The following is a 19,435-nucleotide window of genomic DNA, read 5'->3' on the forward strand; positions in this document are numbered from 1 at the left end:
CGCCGCACCACTCCGCGCATCGAGGTGAGCACCGTGAACGACACCCGCACGCTGGCCGGCGACGAGGTCGTCGAGCAGGTCTCGGCGTTGGTGGAAGGGGTCTTCGAACGCCTGAAGCCCTTGCACGCGGCGGCCGAGTCGGTGCTGGCGGAAGCCCCGTCGGCGGCGGCCCTGCACCGGATCCGCCCGCAGGTCACCGAAGCCCTGGGCGGCCTGATCATCGGTGCCGGGTTCGTCAGCGCACCCCGCGTGCTCACCGATTCCGAGTTCGGCTTCGAGTGGTGGACGGCCGGTTCGCCGCCGGCGCAGCTGTTCATCAGCCTGGACCCGGCCGCGGAGAACTTCCTGGACTACACGCGCCAGTCGTGGTTCACGGTCCCGCGCGACACCGGGCGGCGGCACATCAACGGCCCGTACGTGGATTACCTGTGCACCGACGAGTACACGCTGACGTTCACGATCCCGGTGGTGCTTTCCGGTTCCTTCGCGGGCGTGGTGGGCGCGGACGTCTACGTGCGCGAGTTCGAGCGGGCGGTGCGGCCGCGGCTGCGCGCGCTGGGCCGCGGCGCGGCGCTGCTGAACGCGCAGGGGCGGGTGATCGTCTCCAACAGCGTGCGGCAGCCGACGGGCTCGCTGGTGCGGGAGGCCGGCGTCCCGGCCTGGTGGTCCGCGGGCGCGGAACCCGGCCCGACGCTGCGCCGCTGCGGCGACTCCCCCCTCGTGCTCGTGAGTGAGAAACAGGGTTAGAACCCTGTTTCTCACTCACGAGCCTGGAGCGCGACCCAGAGCTCCGCGCGGACGCCGGGTGAGTCGAGGTCCCGGCCGAGCAGCTCCTCGGCCTTCTTGATCCGGTTCCGCAGCGTGTGCCGGTGGACGCCGAGCCGCGCGGCGGCGACGTCCCAGTGGCCGTGGTGCTCGAGCCAGCAGCGCACCGAATCCACCAGGTCGCCGCGGCCGGTCTCGTCGTGCTCCCGCAACGGCGTCAGCAGCCCTCGCGCAAACGCTTGCGCCACCGCGGGTTCGATCAGCGAGAGCAGTCCGCGGCCCGTGTGCTCGGCCGCCGACACCAGGAACTTGCCTTCCGCCTCCGCCACCCCGGCCGCCAGCTCCGCCTGTTCCAGACCGGCCGCGAAACCCGCCGGGGACACCGGCCCGGCCAGCCCGCCGTGCAGGCCGCCGATCCGCAGCGCCGCGTCCGTCACGGCGTCGGGCGCGCCGAACGCGACCACCGACGGACCGCGGCGCGCCGCGAACACCGGCTCGCTCTCCAGCGCGCCGAGCAGCTTGCGCCGCGCGGCGGGCGCGCCCGTGAACGCCAGCACCGACCACGGCGCGGGCGGCGGCTCGGCCCCGGACGCGGTCAGCACCCGCAGCGCCAGCTCGCCCTGACCGCCGACGAGCAGCTCCAGCACCCCGGTGCGCAACGCCTGGCGCGCCGCGGCCTGCGCGCGATCCTGTTCCAGCGCCAGGGAAAGCACCGAAACCGCCGTGTTGACGATGTGGTGCCCCGCGGTGTCGAGCGACGCCCCGACGGCGAGCACCCGGCGTGCGCTCGTGTCGAGCGTCTGCAGGACGACTTCCTGCCCGTCGAGCTCGACAACCCGCGTGCCGGTGCGAAGGCGCTCCAGCTCTTCTCGTAGCGAAGCTCCGTACGCTCGCGCGTTCGCCGGAGCGGCCTCGACGACCGTGGTGCGGTCGAAGAGCAGCACCCAGCCGTCGACGAGCTTCGCCAGCTTGCGCAGCACCCCGGCCGGGCCGCCCTTGCCGACCGCCGTGCGGGTCAGTTCCTGCTGGGCGCGGCCGATCCGGACCGTCGCCGCGTACTCGTCGGCCGCCACCGCCCGCGAGACCGCGCGCGTGATCGCGATGAACGGCGTCTCGCGCGGCACCTCCAGCACCGGCAGCCCCACCTCGGCCGCCGTCGCCACGAGCGACCGCGGGACGGCGTCGTGGCTCAGCCCGACGCCGAAGCCGAGCCCGGCGACCCCCGCGGCCACCAGCCGCCGCACGTAGGCGGGCGACGTCTCCTCGTCCAGGGCCAGCCCGGTGGTCAGCAGCAGTTCGCCGCCTTCGAGGAACGCCTGCGGGTCGGTCAGCTCCGTCGGGTGGACCCACCCGATCGGGCGATCCAGGAGATCATCGCCGGTCAGCGCCCGCAGTCCCAGCGAGCGCTCGGCGGCCAGTCCGGCCAGCGTGAGTGCCACAACGGACAAGTGTACGCGCCGAACTGTCCAGAACGGCCAGCTGACGGCGGTCGCCGCGGCACTCATCCTGAGGACGTCCCCCCGTCCGCGTCCGCAGGAGCACGCCGTGACCGCAAGCACCACCGCCGAGCCGCAGGCGCCGGCGCCCCGGCAGCGCAGGCTGCGCACCGAGATCCCCGGCCCCGTCTCACGCGAGCTGCAGGAGCGCCGCGCGAACGCCGTCGCCGCCGGGGTCAGCTCGGTGCTGCCCATCTACGTCACCGAAGCCAGCGGCGGGCTGCTCACCGACGCCGACGGCAACGTCCTGATCGACTTCGGCTCCGGCATCGCGGTGACCAACGTCGGGCACTCCGCGCCGGCCGTCGTCGACCGCGTCCGCAAGCAGGCGTGCTGGTTCACCCACACCTGTTTCATGGTCACGCCGTACGAGGGCTACGTCGAGGTCTGCGAGGCACTGGCCGAGCTGACGCCGGGCGACCACGCGAAGAAGTCCGTGCTGTTCAACTCCGGCGCCGAGGCCGTCGAGAACGCCGTGAAGATCGCGCGCACGGCGACCGGGCGCCAGGCCGTCGTCGTGTTCGACCACGCCTACCACGGCCGCACCAACCTGACGATGGGCATGACCGCGAAATCGGTGCCCTACAAGCACGGCTTCGGCCCGTTCGCGCCCGAGGTCTACCGCGTGCCGGGCTCCTACCCCTACCGCGACGGTCTGTCCGGCCCCGAAGCGGCCGCGCTGGCCATCGACCGGATCGAGAAGCAGATCGGCGGCGACCAGGTCGCCGCGGTGGTGCTGGAGCCGATCCAGGGCGAGGGCGGGTTCATCGAGCCCGCGCGCGGCTTCCTGCCCGCGATTTCCGCGTGGTGCCGCGAAAACGGCGTCGTGTTCGTCGCCGACGAGGTCCAGACCGGCTTCTGCCGCACCGGTTCCTGGTTCGCCTCCACCGACGAGGACGTCGTGCCGGACCTGATCGCGACGGCGAAGGGCATCGCGGGCGGCCTGCCGCTGTCCGCCGTCACCGGCCGCGCGGAACTCCTGGACGTGGTGGCGCCTGGCGGTTTGGGAGGCACCTACGGCGGCAACCCCATCGCCTGCGCCGCCGCGCTCGGCTCGATCGAGACGATGAAGAACGAGGACTTGGCTTCGTCGGCGAAGCGCATCGAAGGCGTTGTGCTGCCCCGGCTGCGTGCGCTGGCCACCGAGACCGGTGTCATCGGCGACGTCCGCGGGCGCGGCGCGATGCTGGCCGCGGAGTTCGTGCGCCCGGGGACCACCGAACCCGACGCCGACCTGACCAAGCGCGTCGCGGCGGCCTGCCACCGGGCCGGCGTGGTGGTGCTGACCTGCGGCACCTACGGCAACGTCGTCCGGCTGCTGCCGCCGTTGTCCCTGTCCAACGACCTGCTCGACGAGGGCCTCTCGGTCCTCGAGCACGCTGTCCGCACGGAGGCTCTCGCATGACTTTCCCGTTCTGGGTCGCCGGAAAGCCGGTGACCGGCGGCTCGACCGCCGACGTCCGGCACTCCTACGACGGCTCCTCCGCGGGCTCGCACTTCGTGCCTTCGGCCTCGGACGTCGAGGCCGCGGTGCAGGCCGCGCACGACGTCGCCGACGAGTTCGCGACGCTGCCCGCGCACGTCCGCGCCGGCGCGCTGGACCACGTGTCCCGCGCGCTGGGCGAGCGGTCCGAAGAGATCGCCGCGTTGATCACGGCGGAATCCGGCAAGCCGCTGAAGTGGGCGCGCGGCGAGGTCGGCCGCGCGGTCTCGACGTTCCGCTGGGCCGCGGAGGAAGCACGCCGGTTCTCGGGCGAGCTGCAGCGCCTCGACACCGACCCGGGCGGCACCGGCCGGATCGCCCTGGTGCGGCGGGTGTCCCGCGGCCCGGTGCTGGGCATCACGCCGTTCAACTTCCCGCTCAACCTGGTGGCGCACAAAGTGGCGCCGGCGATCGCGGTCGGCGCGCCGATCGTGCTCAAGCCCGCGCCCGCCACGCCGCTGACCGCGTTGCTGCTGGGCGAGATCCTGGCGGAGACGGACCTGCCGGCGGGGTCGTGGTCGATCCTGCCGGTGGACAACGAGACGTCGTCGCGGCTGGTCGAGGACCCGCGGCTGCCGGTCGTGTCGTTCACCGGCTCGGTCCCGGTCGGCTGGGCCATCCGCGACCGCGTCCCGCGCAAGCACGTGGCGCTGGAACTCGGCGGCAACGGCGCGGTCCTCGTCTGTCCGGATTGGACGGACCTCGACTTCGCGGCGCAGCGGATCGCCACGTTCGCGATGTACCAGGCCGGCCAGTCGTGCATCTCGGTGCAGCGGGTCTACGCGCACGACTCGGTGTTCGACGCGCTGGCCGCGAAGGTGCTCGAGCAGGTCGGGGCGCTGCGGACCGGCGACCCGCGCGCCGACGGCGTCGACGTCGGTCCGCTGATCACCACCGACGCGGCTTCGCGCGTCGAATCGTGGGTGTCGGCCGCGGTGGAGGCGGGCGGCCGCCTGCTCACCGGCGGCGGCCGGTCGGGCGCGACGGTCGAGCCGACCGTCCTGGCGGACGTCCCGGAGGACGCGTCGGTGATGGCCGAGGAGGTGTTCGGGCCGGTGGTTTCGCTGGTCCGGGTGGCTTCGGTCGCCGACGGCGTGTCCCGGATCAACGCCTCGCGCTTCGGCTTGCAGGCGGGCGTGTTCACGCGCGACCTCCCGACGGCGTTCGAGGTGTCGGCGGCGCTGAAGGTGGGCGGCGTGCTCGTCGGCGACGTCCCGAGCTTCCGCGCCGACCAGATGCCCTACGGCGGCGTGAAGGACTCCGGCGTCGGCCGCGAGGGCCCGGCGTCGGCGATGGCGGACTTCACCGAGGAGCGGGTGACCGTCCTGACCGGACTGACGCTCTGAGCTACCGGCGCTTCCCCCACCGCTCGTCGTCCGGTTCCTCGCCGCGGCTCAGCGCTTCGAGGTAGGCACGGTCGGTGGCGAAGCGGGCCGCGATCTCCGGTCCCGTGGCCACGGCCCCGTGACCGGGGATCAGGACGTCGACGTGCTCGGCGGCCTTTTCGAGCACGTCGAGCGCGGCCTCGTAGGCGGCCTGCTGACCGGAGCGGCGGGGGTCGAGGAGCGGGATCAGGACGTCGGAGAGCATGTCCCCGGCGAGCAGCACGCCGCGGTCCGCGAGCAGGAGCGCGGCGTGCCCGACGGCGTGCGCGTCGTGCTCGACGACCTCACCCGGGACGGGGTTGCCGTCGGCCGGCAGCGGGGTGAGGAGCGCGACGACGTCGAGCGGGACACCGGTCGCGGTCTCGGCGGCCATGGCCTGCGCCCGTTCCCGCACTTCCCCGGCCATCTTGGCGCAGGCGGCGGTGGCGTAGCGCGGGGCATCGCCGAAGCGGGGGTGCCAGAGCAGGTGGTCCCAGTGGGGGTGCGTGCAGAACCCGGCGACCACGGGCGCGCCGAGCCGGTCGAGATCGTCGGCGAGCTCGTCCAGCTCGGCGCCCTCGATGCCGGGGTCGACCACGAGCAGGCCGTCGTCGGCGCGGATCACGGTGGTGTTGCTCCAGACCCAGGTGCTCTGCCGCACCCAGACACCCTCGGCCACTTCGTTCAGCATCGGCCCACGGTGCCAGCCCGGCGCGTGCGGCGCAATGGCACCGGAGCGCACGGTGTGGACGGCCCGCCGAGCCCGAGGGCCGTGGCCCGCCACACGAAATCGCCTGCTTCCTCGCACGCCGGCTGCGGATCTGGCTCAACCCGGCGCGACCCCCGCGCTGCCGGCGCCAGCCGGTGCCGCGAACGCAGAGCCGACCTGGGCGGACGGCCAGGCGATCGGGCGCTCGAGTTCTCCGGCGCGCAGCCGACCTGGAAGTTCGGGCCCGAGTGCGCGGCGAGCCGATCGTCGGCCTGGTTCGACCTGCACCCCGCCGCCTGGGCGTTCCTCGCTCGACACGAAGCCTGCCTGGCCGCGGGCTTAGCCTCGTCCCAGCGCAGCCGTCAACGCGGCGTGCGCCTCCACCAGCGAAGGTCCGTACCAAGTCAAGTGCCGCCCCGAGACCAGCACGTACCGCGCGTCCGGGAAGTGGTCCGGACCGTCCTCCTCGGTGAACGAGTACGGCTCGTCCGGCAGCACCAGCAGATCGGCGTCCGCGCTCAAGTGCGCCCGCAGCTCCTCCACGTCCGGCCGCGGGTAGCGCTCGCCGGAACCCGCATACACGTTCGCCACCCCCACCCGGCGCAGGACGTCGCCGCCGAAGGTGTCGCGGCCCAGGACGATCCACGGTTTGCGCCAGACCGGGACCACCGCGTGGAACCGCACCGGCGCGGTCTCGCGCCAGACCTCCTCCGCCGCGACCAGCCACTCCGGTTCGTCCAGCTCGCACGCCTGGGTGAGGATCCGGCGCAGCGAGCCCAGCGCGGCGGGCACGGACGCCGCCGCGGCCATCACCCAGACCGGGATCCCGTTGGCGCGCAGGCGTTCCACGTCCTCCGGGCGGTTCTCCTCCGAGTTCGCCAGCACGAGGTCGGGCGCCAGGTCCAGGACCCGGTCGAGCTTCGGGTACTTCGACCCGCCCACCCTCGGCACGTCCAAAGTGGACGGGTGCGTGCAGTAGTCGGTGGCACCGGCCAGGCGTCCGGGCGCGCTCACTTCGAGCGCTTCGGTCAGCGACGGCACGAGCGAAACCACGCGTGCGGCCGGACCGGACAGCGGGACCGGCTCCCCGAGGTCGTCGACGAGGTGGGTCATGCGCGTTCGAACGACACCTTCCGCTGCTCGACGTCCACCGCGGTCAGCCGGACGTCGATCCGCTCCCCCGCGGTCAGCTTCTCGCCCGCGCACTTCGCCATCACCGTCGGGTCTTCGACGAGGATCTCCGCCTTGTTCTCGTCCGCGCGCAGCACCACCGCGCTGAACTCGCCGCCGACGTGCTCGGCCAGCACCCACGCCTCGACCTGGTCGATGCACGCCCGCTCGACCTTCGCGGCGAGCGTGTCCGACGCGCTCATCCGCTCCGGCACGTCCGCCAGCGCCGCGCGCACCCACGCCGGGACCTCGCGCCCCGCCGAAACGGCGAGGCAGATCTCCGTCGCGAAGCGGTCCACCAGCCGCCGGATCGGGGCCGTCACGTGCGCGTACGCGCCGCCGATGCCCGCGTGCGTCGTCAGCGCCGGCAGTTCGCCGTCGAACGCCGTGTAGCCCGCGCCGCGCAGCAGCCGCGTCGTGTCGGCGTAGAGCGCCATCGAGGCCGGCTGCCCGGGATCCAATCGGGACAGGAACTCCGAGACGGTCGCTTCCGGCGCCCAGGCGATGCCCAGCGCGTCGGCCGAGCGGCGCAGCCAGTCGACGGCCTCGGGTTCCGGGTCGGGCAGCGTGCGCAGGACGCCGACCCGCGCGTCGATCATGATCCGCGCCGCCGCCATCCCGGTGAGCAGCGAGATCTCGGCGTTCCAGGCGTCGACGACCGTCCGCGGCCGGCGCGCGAGCACCCAGCCGCCGTCCGGGTTGCCGCTGATCTCCTGCTCCGGCAGCTGGAGCTCGACCGCGCCGCGGCGCACGGCCAGTTCGCGCCGCCGCCGGCCGAGCTCGGGCAGCGCCGCCACGGACGGGTGCGGGTGACCGGCGTCGAGCGCGGCCTGCACCGTCTCGTAGTCGAACTGCTCGGTGGACCGGACCAGCGCGCGGCGCACCCGGGTGGACGTCAGCTCGCCGGCGTCGTCGGTCTCGATGGTCCAGAGCACCGCGGGCCGGACCTCGCCGGGCAGCAGGCTCGCGGCGCCTTCGGACAGCACCGGCGGGTGCAGCGGGACGTTGCCGTCGGGCAGGTAGAGCGTCTGCCCGCGCAGGCGCGCTTCGCGGTCGAGCGCGCCGCCGGGCGGGACGAACGCGGCGAGGTCGGCGATCGCGTAGTGCACGCGGAAGCCGCGCGTGGTCCTTTCGACGACCATCGCCTGGTCCAGGTCCTTGGAACCGGGCGGGTCGATGGTGACGAACGGCAGGTCGGTCGCGTCTTCGCGAGGCTCGGCCAGCGGGTCGAGGACCGCCGCCTCCGCTTCGGCCAGCACGTCGGGCCCGAACGACTCCGGCAGCGAAAACTCGGCGCGCAGGGGCCCGAAGTCCCCGCCCGCCGAGTGTGTCCTGATCACCAGGGGAGGCACCCCCCAACCCTAACCCCGGAAGGGGCCGATGATCGCCCGATCGGGCGCGGGCCGGTCGGGTGTACGTTGTCCGGCAATAATGAAAACCGTCATCGTTATCAGAAGGGTGCCCGACAAGTGAAGATCGCGTTCGTCGGCAAGGGCGGCAGCGGCAAGACCACGCTCTCGTCACTGTTCGTCGCGTACCTCGCCGACGCCGGCCTGCCGGTGCTGGCGATCGACGCCGACATCAACCAGCACCTGGCGGTCGCGCTCGGCGCGACCGAGGAAGAAGCACTGGCCTGGCCGACGCTCGGGGACAACATGGCCCTGATCAAGGACTACCTGCGCGGCGACAACCCGCGCATCCCCGACGCGGCGTCGATGATCAAGACGACCCCGCCGGGCCGCGGCTCCCGCCTGGTCCGGCCGTTCGAGGACAACCCGGTGTTCGCGACGTGCTTCCGGCAGCTGGGCGGCGTCCGGCTGGGCGTCACGGGCCAGTTCGACGAGGACGACCTGGGCGTCAAGTGCTACCACTCGAAGGTGGGAGCCGCGGAGCTGCTGCTGAACCACCTCGTCGACGTCGACGGCGAGTACGTCGTGATGGACATGACGGCGGGCGCGGACGCGTTCGCATCAGGGCTGTTCACGCGGTTCGACGTGACGTTCCTGGTGTGCGAGCCGACGATCCGCAGCGTGGGCGTGTACCGCCAGTACGCGGACTACGCGCGCGACTTCGGCGTCCGGCTCGTGGTGGTGGGCAACAAGGTCACGGACGCGGAGGACGTCGAGTTCCTGCAGGACCAGGTCGGCGACGCCCTGCTGGGCTGGCTGTCGGCGTCCGGCCACGTCCGCGCGGCGGAGCGCGGCGCGACCCGACCGATCACCGAGCTGGAGCCCCGGAACCTCTCGACGCTGCGTTCGATGCAGGCGACGGTGGACGCGGAGCACCGCGACTGGGCCCGCTACCAGCGTCAAGCGGTCGAGTTCCACCTGCGCAACGCCCGCGCCTGGGCAGGCGCGGACCTGGCCGCGCAGGTGGACCAGGAGTTCGTGCTGGGACCGCGGCTGCCGGTCTAGTCGTCGTCGGCGGCGTCGGCCTGCCGGGTCCGTTCCTTGGCGATGTCGAGCGCCCGCCGGGCGGTGGCCTCGTCGGGGTAGGGCCCGAGCAGGTCGACGCTGCGGCTGCGCTCGAGGTGCTCGACCTGGTTGGTGCGGGTGTTGTAGTACCACCCCTGGTCGGGGTTCGGGTCTTTGGACATGTCCCCAGCCTGGCAGGTGCTCGGCCGGCTGTCAGCGCTTGTACTTGTAGGGGATCTCGGTGGGTTGCCCGGTGGGGCCGAAGTCCTGGGTTTCTTCCTGCTGGTTTTCCTGCTGTCCGGGCAGCTCGTCGAACCACCCGCGCGGAGTCCCCCGAGGTGGGGTTTCCGGCTCGGAGCGGGTGGTGGGTTGCGGGAGCGGGGTGTCCTTGCCGGGGAAGACGGGCCGCGCGGTCGCAGGTGGGGCCGGGGGCATGGTCCCGGGGCCCGGGAAGACGGGGCGGGCGGGCGCGGCGTGGCGGGCGGGGAACGGCTGGGGGGTGGACTCCGGGCCCGGGAAGACGGGCTTGGAGCGGGAGGGCTGGGGCGGGTTGGTGGCCGGCGCTTGCGCCGGTGGCGGGCCCTGGGGGGTTGGCGGCGTTCGGGCAGGGGGCGGTGCTTGCCCGGGCTGCGGCCCTTGCTGGGCAGCCGGGGCTTGCGCCGGAGGCGGTGCCTGCACGGGCGGGGGCCCCTGCGGCGGGGCAGGCGCGGGCGGGGGGCCCTGCGACGTGACAGGCACGGGTGGCTGCGCGGGCGACCGCCCTTGCGGCGTGGCAGGCGCGGGCGACCGCCCTTCCGGCGTGACAGGTGCTTGAGCCGGAGTCGGTACTTGCCCGGATGGCGGTCCCTGCTGGGCACCCTGGGCTTGAGCCGGAGCCTGCACGGGCGATAGCCCTTGCGGCGTGACAGGCGCCGGAGCCTGCACGGGTGGCAACCCTTGCGGCGTGGCAGGCGCTTGAGCTGAAGTCGGCATCTGCCCGGACGGCGGCCCCTGTGCGGGCGGCAGGCCCGGTGAGCCAGCCGGCGCAGAGGTCGGCGCTTGGGCTGACGGCGCCCCTTGCGGCGCGGCCGGCGCTTGCCCGAGAGCCGGTGCCGACGAGGGCGGCGGTCCTTCCGGAGCGGCTGGCGCTTGCCCGGAAGCCGATGCCGACGAAGGCAGCGGCCCTTCCGCGGCGGCCGGCGCTTGCCCGGAAGCCGATGCCGACGAAGGCAGCGGCCCTTCCGGAGCGGCCGGCGCTTGCCCGGAAGCCGATGCCGACGAAGGCAGCGGCCCTTCCGCGGCGGCCGGCGCTTGAACCGGAGTCGGTACTTGCGCGCTCGGCGGCCTTTGCGGCACGACCGGCGCCGGTGCCTGCGCTGCAGGCGGGCCTTGGGGGGCAGCTGGCGTCGGAGCGGAGGCCGGTGGTTGCACAGGCGGCGGCCCTTGCGTGGAGGCTGGCGCGGGAGCCGGAGCCTGCGCGGGGGGCAGCCCTTGGGGCGTGGCGGGTGCTTGTGCCGAGGTCGGCGCCTGTGGGTCGGCCGAAGTGCTCCCCGGGAGCGGAGCCGCCTTCGTCGAGGCCGGGTTGCTCTCGGGCGGCGGCTCCGAGGAAACCGGGGTGGGGTCGGCCAATCCTCGTGCGTGCGCGGCGCCGAGTCCCTGCGGCGGCGCCGGGGTGTGGTCCGAAATCGATCCATGCGCCTGCACCGGGCTGGCCGCAGGCTCCTGCGGCTGACCGGAAGTCGATCCCTGTGCCTGCGCAGAACCGGCAGCCGCTCCCTGGGTGTGCGCCGGGGTCGCAGGGCCAGGCGCCGGGTTGCCGGAAAACGGCAGGTCGGCGCTCCCCCACGGCGGCCTGGGCAGGTGCGAGCCGATCACTGTCGGCGGAGCAGCAGGCTCGCCGGCTTGTGACTCCGCACCGGCAACCGGCCGCTCACCATCCGAGGGCAGTTCGTCGGCCTGCTCCGGCTCCTCAGACGACTCCACACCGGCACCCGACGTGGCGTCCTGGTCATCGGCGGGCTCATCAACCGACGAGGCCGTAGACGGCGCACCGGACGTTTCCTGCTGCACGTCGGCAGAAAGCGGCTGCGAGATTCCAGACGCCTCAGCCGCGACGGGCGGCTCGGGCGAAGTCGACTGCTCCACCTCGGCGGCCTGCTGTTGCTGGGCGGTCGCGGACAGCTCCGGTTGTGCCTCCGACGAGGCCGCAGCCGGCTCAGGCTCAGTGAACGGCTGAGGCACAACGGGCTGCTCCACCTCAGCCAACGGGGTTGGCACCGCGGACTCCTCCGCCGCGGTCGGCGGTCGAGACTCGGCGGGCTGCTCCCCCTCAACCGACGGCCGCGGCGCAGCGGGCGGCTGCGGCGCCAAGGGCTGCTCTGCTTCAGCAGACGGTGGCGGCACAACTGGCGACTGCGGCTCGGCAAGCGATGGCCGTGGCACCGCAGGCTGCTCCACCTCTACCGACGGTTGCGGCACAGCAAGTGGTTGCGGAACAGCAGGCGCCGACTGCCGCGGTGCAGCAGGAACCTGCGGCTGCCCCTGAGCCACGCCAGCCGGCATCGTGGGCGGCCCAGCCTGGAAATCGGGCGATACCGGGTGGACCGGCATCTCCCCCGCCGCCGAAGGAGCGACACCAGGCGAAGGCGGAGCCGCATGCCGAGGCGAAGACGAAGACTGCGGCCCCTCCTCCTCCGGACGCCCCCAAGGCCCCTGCTGCTCAGGCGTCCCCGGCGGCTGCGCCACCGTCCGCCACACCGGCGCCGGCCCGATGTTCATCGGGGCCGGTGCCCCCGGCGCCGGACGCGCCCCCGGAGGCGGCGGAGCCGGACGCGCAACCGGCTTCGGAATCGGGTCCAACGACGACACCAGCACCGTGGTGTTCAACGGGTCGTCGACCTTCCGGCCACTCCGCTCCCGGTAGACCATCTCCCCGTCGGCGTCCATCTCCACCAGGTAGCCCGCCTCCGCGAGCTGCTCCTCGTCGAGGTCCGCCAGCTTCTCGTACCGCGAAGGCACGACGCGATAGATCGGCCACGCCAGCCGCGCGTGCTCGGCGTGGAACTGGGCCAGCAACGCCGCCATCTGGTGCTGCCACGGGAGGGACATCCCCTCGGCCAATGACCTGGGCAGGACGACGTACCCCGCGTCCACGCCCGGGTAGCCCTGGCTCAGCTGGTCGGCCAGCGGCGTGCTCGACGCCGGCCGCGCCGATTGGCGAGGGGGCTGGGGCGCGCCGAACAGCGACGCCGGGTCCTGGGGCTCGCCGCCGCCGGACTTGCCTCGCTTGCCGAATTTCCGTCCCACGTGCTCATCCTCTGCCAGCTCGCGGCCACCTGCTCGTGGAAGCGCCGCGACGTCGGGTGAATCGGCCGATTCGTGTCAAGGCCCTCTGCGACCCATGCTAAACGCCGGGGCGGACCGCCTGCGGAACCACTTCCGCCTCGTCGAACTCGAACGGCCTCGTGTGCACGGGCACGCCGGTCTGCTGGGCCTCGACGACCTTGCCGTCGCCCAGGTACATCATCACGTGGTGGATGCTGTTCGGGTCCGACGGGTCGGTGGCCAGGAAGATCAGGTCGCCCGGCTGGGCCTCGCGGACCGGCAGCAACGCGCCGGCGTGGTACTGGTCGCGGGACACGCGCGGCAGAATGATCCCCGCCGACTCGTACGCGCGGAGCATCAGGCCCGAACAGTCGTACGAGTTCGGGCCCGTCGCGCCCCACACGTACGGCTTCCCCTGCTCGCCCAGCGCGAAACTGATCGCCTTCGCCGCGGCCTGGCTCGGCGGCAGCAGCTGGCCCAGGCCCGTCCCGCAGGCAACGACGTCGACGACCTGGCCGACGTTCTCCACCAGCGTCGCCGCCATCGGCTCCCACTTGTGGTAGCGGTCCGGGAAGCCCGAGCGCTCGACCGCCTGCGCCGCGTCTCCGGGGCGCTTGTTCTCCCAGTCCGGGACCGCGAGCAGGACGTCGTAGAACTTGTTGACCTCGTACGTCGGGTCGGTGACCTGCGCGACCGTCCCCCAGCCCATCGACGGGCGCATCTGGAAGATGCCGAGGGAGTCCCGGTCGCCGTAGGTGAGGTTGTGCAGCCCGGACTCGGTCATCCCGGCCTGGATCGCGACCTGCCACGCGCGCGGCGCCAGCGAGCGCTGCTTGCCGACCGAGATGATCACCGCGACGATGCCGCGCTGCTCGTCGTCGAGCTTGGACGCGTCGACCGTGCCGCGCTCGCCCTGGCCGGGCTGGGTCGGCCCGACCGAGGCGTCGCAGCTCATCAGCGACATGCCCCCCGCCTGGGCCTGCTGGTTGTCGATGACGACCTTCGCGGCGACCGCGGTCACGACCAGTGCGCCGATCGCGACGAACACGATCAGCCCCAGCCACAACCCCAGGCGCCGCACGCTCAGCTCGCCTGGTCGTAGTCGGCGACGCGCCAGCCGGCGTTGGTGCTGATGACCGTCATGGCGAGCTTCGGCCCGTCGGTCGGGATGGTCAGCTGCACCGAGTTCGGGTAGGACGTGCCGACGACCGGCTCACCGGTGACCTTCGTCGCCGGGATGTTCGCCGGCTCCACCGTGCCCATCACCGGCAGGTACTCCTCGGTGGTGAACGGCTTCAGCTGCGCGAGCCACTGCTCGGACGTCATGCCCGCCGGGTGGTTCACCCAGGCCGCGGCCCACTCCTTGGCGACGCGGATGGCGTCGGCGTTCGGCGGGGCCGGGGTCGGCGTGGCCAGCGGCGTGGACAGCCGCGTCGGCAGGTTCGACGTCGGCACCGGCGCGGCGACGCCCGGCGCGGTCTTGGTGACCGACGTCGTCGTCCCGGTGGCGGGCGAGGCCTTCGCCTGCGGCTTGCCGACGACCTTGGGCAGCACGATGCCGAGCGCGGTGATCAGGATCGCGAGGACCACGAACGCGCCGATGAGGTGGCGCGGCGAGCGCAGCGGCCAGCCCCACAGGCGCCGGTAGACCGCGGCGCGGCCGCGGTTGGTGCGGATCGGCATCGGTCACCGCCCCATGACGTGGTCGGTGTCCCGCGGTTCCTCGCGGACCTCGATGCCCCGCGAAGGCCGGTACAGCACGAACACGGGCTTGCCGGCGACGACTTCCGGGTCGACGCGACGCGGCTGGGCGCGCACACCCGGCGCCCGGGGCGCGTCCTGCGCCGGGTAGTCGCTGAAGCCGGATTCCGGCGCGCGCAGGTCGGACGGCACGACGACGGGCTCGGGCTCGTCGTTCCACCGCCGGTCGGCCACCGGCGAGGTGTCAACGCGCCGGCTCTCCTCCCGCGTGGTCGGCCTGCCGTTGGACCCGACGACGACGTAGTCACCCGGGTCGCCGTTGGCGGGGTTGTACTGGCCGAACACCGGCGAGCCGGGCCGGCCGCCCGAGGGCAGCGCGCCCGCGGATCCGCCGCCGCCGCCGACGGCTCCCGGCCAGGCCCCGGACCAGGCCGCGGCCGGGCGGGCGGCGCCCGAAGTGTTGTCGAGCCGCTGGGCGTTGGCGAAGATCGTGGCCTCCGGCCGGAACCGCCCACCCCCGGCGGTCGCCCCGAGCGGCCCGCGCTGCTCACCGTCGACGACGTCGTCGGTGTCCCGCACGTTCTGCCAGAACTCGTCCTGCGGCGTCGGGCCGGTCTGGCGGCGCTTGAAGCGGGAGAAGATCCCGCCCCCGGGCGACGGCACGGCGGCGCCGACCATGCTGACCGACATCTCGACCATCTGCCAAAGGCGGCGCACGGGCCGCCCGACCATGAACAGCAGCACGGTGATGAGCCCGGCGAGGACCATCTGCGTGAGCATGTTCAGCGAGTTGCCGGCGTCGAAGATGGCCTGCAGCAGCAGCGCGTGCACCCCGGCGAGGACGGAGAGCACGACGAGGTTGAACGCGACCCCGCCGGCGACCTTGAGCACGCGGCGCAGGATCTCCGGGTGCAGCAGGGCGACGAGCCCGATCAGCGGCGCGGTGAGCGCGAAGAGGCGGATCAGGACCTGGGCGAGCAGGACGCTCGCCTTGGCGAGGAGCTGGAAGAGGGAGTAGACGAGGGCTTGGCCGAGGGAGAGGAAGCCGGCACCGGTGCGGCCGCCGGCTTCGCCGGTGAAGTAGCCGGTGGCGGGGCCGAGCTTGGTGGAGATGTCCTTGTAGGCGTTCTTCTTGCCGTCGATGACGGCCTGGTTGCCGTCGTCGCCGTTGCGCAGCTGCGCCCAGGTGAACGCCTGGGCGTCGAGCAGCGGGCGGCCGAACTGGTCGGCCTGGGGCGCGGTCGGCGAACCGAACTCCCCGCGCACCCAGTTCTTGTAGACGATCTCGTTGTGCAGGCTCGTCGGCAGCACGTGCCGGATGACCCGGTTGTCGGAGTCGTCGACGAACCCAGCTTGGATGTTCGTGGTGGTCTGGACGATCGCTTTGTCGATCGGGTCGAAGTACCGCAGCATCGCCAGCGACGACGCGGCCAGCCAGACACCGGCCAGCGCGTACAGCGCCCGTTTGCTGACCGCGGCGAGGTCGCCGCGCCAGATGTTGCGGAACAGCATGATCGACATGACCAGCGCGACCAGCCCGAACAGCTGGGCGTAGATGTTGTTGTAGACCTTCTCCGCGCCCGACTTCACCGCGCTGTAGATCGGGTTGAGCAGGCCGCCCTCGAGCACGGTGTAGTGCAGCGAGTTCGTCGCGCCGACGATGTTCTTGCCCAGGTTGAACAGCTGGTTGCCACCCCAGGTGTCGAGCGTGGAGCCCGGCGGCGTCAGGTTCAGCCCGGAGCAGTTCGTCTCGAAGGTGTTCCAGACGAACCCGGCGTAGCTGTAGTCGACGTACGCGCTTCCCGCTTCGCCGTGGCCTTCAGCCGGGTCGATCGCGCCGACCATGCCCGCGCCGGGGCGTTCCGGGTTCGGTGCTTCGCCGCAGGCCGCCGCGCTTGCTGCCGGGGCGGTTGCGATCGCCTGCAGGCCGAGGACGAGCATCACGGCGAACATCGTCGCCTTGCGCCCGGGCGTGCGCCGGCCCGGTCGCGGGCCTTCCTTGATCCGCCGTTTGAGCGCGTGCCACCCCGCGGCCACCGTCAGCAGGACCGCGAGCGTCAGCACGGTGTTCATGCGGCGTCCCGGCCGGTGCCGCCCTTTCCACCCGTGCGGGCGTGTTGCTGCTGCCCGTTGGACGGCTGGACCCCGCCCTCCACCTCGCCGGTCTCCGCGGCCAGTGGATCGGGCGCGCCCAGGAGGTTCTCGTCGGCCAGACCGACCTCCAGTTCCGCCGCCAGCTCGAAGTCCTGCTCCAGCTCGATGTCGTCCTCCGGCGGGACCGCCACGTACGGCTTCTTCTCGTCCGCCGGCAGCGCCAGCTCGTTGCCCGGTCGCCGCGAGGGCGCCGCGTCCTTCGAACCCGGGGTCGTGTCCATGACCGCCCGCAGGTGGTCGAGGTGCGGGCCGGAGAAGTCGACGCGGATGCGCTCCACACCCCCGGCGCCGTCGCCGAAGATGAACTGGCGGGGCTCCACGTCCCGCTCCAGGCCGCGCTGCTGCGCGCCGGGACGACGGCCCAGGGCCGCGACGACCTGCTCGTAGCCCACTCCGACCGGCACCTTCAGCAGCCGCAGGGCGTCGGCCTGGGCGTCGTCGTCGTCCAACCGCCCGACGAACACCGAGTCCAGCAGGGTCACGAAACCCTGGATCTTCAGGAAGTCCGCCGGGATCTGGGACGACAGCAGCACGCGGACGTTCCACTTGCGCGAGTCACGCGCGAAGCGGTTCATCAGCACCCGCCCGGTCGGGACCTCGGACAGGAAGAACGCCTCGTCGATCCAGACGCCCTTGCGCATCTCCTTGGGCTTCTCGTACACCGACCGCTGGGTCAGCCACGCCGCCAGGTTCAGCATCTCGACGCCGAGGGACTCCGCGTCCGTCCAGTACTCGCGGGGGACGCCGTCCTTCGGCAGGGTCAGGCCCGCCATCGTCAGGACCGTCAAGCGGTCGTCACGGGTTTCCGAGTACGGGTCCGCGTCGGTCTCCGGGATGAGCAGCGCCATCCGCTCGCGCATCTCGTCCAGGAAGTCCGCGACGACGCCCGCGTGCTCGTGGTGCTCGCTCGAATCCCGCCTGAGCGCGTCGATCACCTGGCCGGGATCCGCGTCGAAGCGGCCGCCGACCGTGCGGACCGCGCGCAGCAGCACGATCCGCGTCTGCGCCATCCGCGACACCTCGTACGGCAGCACACCGGACAGGACGTCCAGCACCAGACGGCGCCGCGTCGCGCCCGCGAGGGCTTTCTCGCGGCGCCAGGAGCGCTCGGGGTCGTCCTCGTCCATGAAGTGCTCGATCAACGGCTCGGCGACCACCCGGTACGGGTTCAGGATCCCCGGCTGGGCGTTGAGCAGGTTGATCGGGCGCGCGTACGGCCGCAGTTCCGGCAGGTCGCACAGCCGCGACAGCGGGCCGGACGGGTCGAGGATCGTCCAGCTCGCGCCGGCCCGCAACGTCTTGTAGACGATGCCGCCGCCGAGGAACGACTTGCCGCCACCCAGGCCCGCGACCATCGCCGTCAGGCCGGAACCGTCGCGGATCTCCTGGGCCATCCACGGGTCCCAGGCCACCGGGCGGCGCGTCGCCGTGCACGTCTCGCCGAGCAGGATGCCGCGGCGGTCGCCGACCTCCGCCGTCGCCGTCGGGACCGCCGAAGCGCTCCAGACGACCGAGCCGCGGCGCATGTACGCCGCCGAGGCCAGCGGCTCGCCCGGGATGAACTCCCTGGCCAGCGCGTACTGGGCTTCGGGGTGCTCGATGGCGATCTTCGGCTTGTACAGGTCGAGCAGCTGCTGGGCCAGGCGCAGCGCGTCGCGCTCGGTCGGGCCGGACACCGCCAGCCGCCACCAGGAGCGGACGCGAGTGGCGAGCGCGGTGAAGCCCGACGTCATCTCGTCGTCGATCTCCAGCACGCGCCCGGCCTGCCGGGACAGCGACTGCGGCGGCTCGAGCTCGTGCTCGTCGGTGTAGTGCTTGACCTGCGAGCGCACCTTGTTCATCTGGCGCTGCAGCTCGCCGGCTACCTCTTCCGGGCGCCGGACGTAGATCCGCGCGGACACCTCGACGGCCGCGGGCAGGCGGTCGGCGTGCTGGATCCACGGGTCGTCGACCTCGGGGATCTGCAGGCCGTGCATCTGCCCGACGGTGAGGACCGCCAGGTGCCGCGAGACGCCGGCGTTGGAACCGGTGCGACCGCGGACGGTCACCGTCGGCGCGTACGGCTCGGCGTAGAAGTCGGCGGCGTCGGTGAAGCTGGCCAGGTCTTCGGGCTCCCAGGCCGCGCCCGGCACGGCGGGCATGTTCCGCGGCGCGGGCAGGCCCAGGGAGCACGAGCGGTGCATCAGCCAGGACATCTCCTCGGCGTGCACCGGGCGGCCTTCCAGCCCGGCGCTGCCGATGACCTGGTCGAGGTGCTCGACCTCGGAGTCCAGCGCGGTCAGCTCGGCGTCGACGGCCTCGGGCAGGATCTTGCGCAGCACCGGCGCGGCGCGCTCGACCGCGCGGTCGACCATCCGGCGGGTCTGCACCTGGACCCCGATGTAGACCTCTTTTTCGGCCATCGAACGGCCCATCAGCTGCTGCTGCTCGCCGATCAGGTAGTCGTCGAACGACATCGCGCCCGGGACGTCGGCGGGACGGCCGTGCGCGTTGTAGACGTGCGCCTCGGCCCACATCCGGATCGGGTACGGCCGGTTCGTGACGCGCAGGTGCAGCCAGCGGCCCTGCAGCTCGGCGTACTGGCCGGCGATGGCCGCGATCAGGTCGCGCCGCTGCGAATCCGAGCGAAAAGACCAGCGCTGCGGCGCGAGCCGGTACCAGGCGTAGACCTCGAACCCGGTGCGGACCAGGTGCCCGTCGATGCTTCGCACCGCGATCGACGGGGTGTACGCGGGGATCGCCTGCTCCCCGGTGAGGCGCCGGGCCTTGCCGCCCGAGCCGTTCCGCGACGCGCGGACCTGCTCGGGCGGTTGCCACGCGCCCGAGTGTGCGTCCCGACCCCGTTTTCCTCGGCTATCGCCGCGACCGAACAACGA

13 protein-coding genes are annotated in these 19,435 nt (G+C 72.9%); 4 read left to right on the forward strand and 9 right to left on the reverse strand.

The genetic code is table 11. The features are described 5' to 3' along the window. Positions 1–33 precede the first annotated feature (33 nt). Complete coding sequence (locus AB0B33_RS16530) at positions 34–747, forward strand: cache domain-containing protein (protein ID WP_360772108.1); 714 nt, start codon at positions 34–36, stop codon at positions 745–747. 11 nt (positions 748–758) lie between these two features. Here AB0B33_RS16530 and AB0B33_RS16535 read toward each other — a convergent pair whose 3' ends face one another. Further along, positions 759–2,204: a PucR family transcriptional regulator gene (locus tag AB0B33_RS16535; protein ID WP_360772111.1), complete on the reverse strand. Its 1,446-nt coding sequence runs from the start codon at positions 2,202–2,204 to the stop codon at positions 759–761. 106 nt (positions 2,205–2,310) lie between these two features. Between AB0B33_RS16535 and gabT the strand changes: the two genes are divergently transcribed. Both gabT and AB0B33_RS16545 read left to right on the forward strand, forming a co-directional pair. After that, positions 2,311–3,666, forward strand: a complete 1,356-nt coding sequence (gene gabT, locus AB0B33_RS16540; RefSeq protein WP_360772114.1) for a 4-aminobutyrate--2-oxoglutarate transaminase — start codon at positions 2,311–2,313, stop codon at positions 3,664–3,666. Further along, positions 3,663–5,090 (forward strand): aldehyde dehydrogenase family protein, encoded by a 1,428-nt coding sequence (locus tag AB0B33_RS16545; protein WP_360772117.1) that lies wholly within the window; start codon positions 3,663–3,665, stop codon positions 5,088–5,090. Before gabT ends, AB0B33_RS16545 begins: the two co-directional genes overlap by 4 nt. 1 nt (position 5,091) lies before the next feature. Here the strand turns inward: AB0B33_RS16545 and AB0B33_RS16550 are convergent, their stop codons facing one another. From AB0B33_RS16550 to AB0B33_RS16560, 3 genes are all read right to left on the reverse strand, one after another. Continuing rightward, complete coding sequence (locus AB0B33_RS16550; RefSeq protein WP_360772119.1) at positions 5,092–5,799, reverse strand: MBL fold metallo-hydrolase; 708 nt, start codon at positions 5,797–5,799, stop codon at positions 5,092–5,094. A gap of 357 nt (positions 5,800–6,156) precedes the next feature. Further along, positions 6,157–6,930 carry a helical backbone metal receptor gene (locus AB0B33_RS16555; RefSeq protein ID WP_360772121.1) on the reverse strand — a complete coding sequence of 258 codons (774 nt, stop codon included), beginning with the start codon at positions 6,928–6,930 and terminating at the stop codon, positions 6,157–6,159. Further along, positions 6,927–8,327 carry an RNB domain-containing ribonuclease gene (locus tag AB0B33_RS16560; RefSeq protein ID WP_360772123.1) on the reverse strand — a complete coding sequence of 467 codons (1,401 nt, stop codon included), beginning with the start codon at positions 8,325–8,327 and terminating at the stop codon, positions 6,927–6,929. The genes AB0B33_RS16555 and AB0B33_RS16560 overlap by 4 nt, the downstream gene beginning before the upstream one ends. Positions 8,328–8,456: 129 nt before the next feature. Between AB0B33_RS16560 and AB0B33_RS16565 the strand changes: the two genes are divergently transcribed. Continuing rightward, entirely contained in the window at positions 8,457–9,401 is a 945-nt protein-coding gene (locus AB0B33_RS16565) for an ATP-binding protein (RefSeq protein WP_360772125.1), read from the forward strand. Here the strand turns inward: AB0B33_RS16565 and AB0B33_RS16570 are convergent. From AB0B33_RS16570 to AB0B33_RS16590, 5 genes are all read right to left on the reverse strand, one after another. Next, on the reverse strand, positions 9,398–9,583 hold the full coding sequence (locus AB0B33_RS16570) for a hypothetical protein (RefSeq protein ID WP_360772128.1): 186 nt from the start codon (positions 9,581–9,583) through the stop codon (positions 9,398–9,400). The genes AB0B33_RS16565 and AB0B33_RS16570 overlap by 4 nt on opposite strands. Before the next feature lie 3,200 nt (positions 9,584–12,783). Continuing rightward, positions 12,784–13,785, reverse strand: coding sequence for a C40 family peptidase (locus AB0B33_RS16575; RefSeq protein ID WP_247014421.1), 1,002 nt, complete (start codon positions 13,783–13,785; stop codon positions 12,784–12,786). A 2-nt stretch (positions 13,786–13,787) separates the two neighbouring features. Further along, positions 13,788–14,387, reverse strand: a complete 600-nt coding sequence (locus AB0B33_RS16580; RefSeq protein ID WP_360772131.1) for a hypothetical protein — start codon at positions 14,385–14,387, stop codon at positions 13,788–13,790. A gap of 3 nt (positions 14,388–14,390) precedes the next feature. Further along, positions 14,391–16,478: a magnesium transporter gene (locus AB0B33_RS16585; RefSeq protein WP_360772134.1), complete on the reverse strand. Its 2,088-nt coding sequence runs from the start codon at positions 16,476–16,478 to the stop codon at positions 14,391–14,393. Further along, entirely contained in the window at positions 16,475–19,432 is a 2,958-nt protein-coding gene (locus AB0B33_RS16590) for an ATP-binding protein (protein WP_360772137.1), read from the reverse strand. The genes AB0B33_RS16585 and AB0B33_RS16590 overlap by 4 nt, the downstream gene beginning before the upstream one ends. Positions 19,433–19,435 lie beyond the last annotated feature (3 nt).

Origin of the sequence: Amycolatopsis sp. NPDC049159, assembly GCF_040648295.1 — a bacterium.
Taxonomy (GTDB): Bacteria; Actinomycetota; Actinomycetes; order Mycobacteriales; family Pseudonocardiaceae; genus Amycolatopsis; species Amycolatopsis pretoriensis_A.

Excerpts from the sequence above, each read along its gene's own strand:
- AB0B33_RS16545 (WP_360772117.1), top strand. The coding sequence starts at position 3,663 with ATGACTTTCCCGTTCTGGGTCGCCGGAAAGCCGGTGACCGGCGGCTCG.
- AB0B33_RS16580 (WP_360772131.1), bottom strand. The coding sequence starts at position 14,387 with ATGCCGATCCGCACCAACCGCGGCCGCGCCGCGGTCTACCGGCGCCTG.
- AB0B33_RS16550 (WP_360772119.1), bottom strand. The coding sequence starts at position 5,799 with ATGCTGAACGAAGTGGCCGAGGGTGTCTGGGTGCGGCAGAGCACCTGG.
- AB0B33_RS16585 (WP_360772134.1), bottom strand. The coding sequence starts at position 16,478 with ATGAACACCGTGCTGACGCTCGCGGTCCTGCTGACGGTGGCCGCGGGG.
- AB0B33_RS16555 (WP_360772121.1), bottom strand. The coding sequence starts at position 6,930 with ATGACCCACCTCGTCGACGACCTCGGGGAGCCGGTCCCGCTGTCCGGT.
- AB0B33_RS16570 (WP_360772128.1), bottom strand. The coding sequence starts at position 9,583 with ATGTCCAAAGACCCGAACCCCGACCAGGGGTGGTACTACAACACCCGC.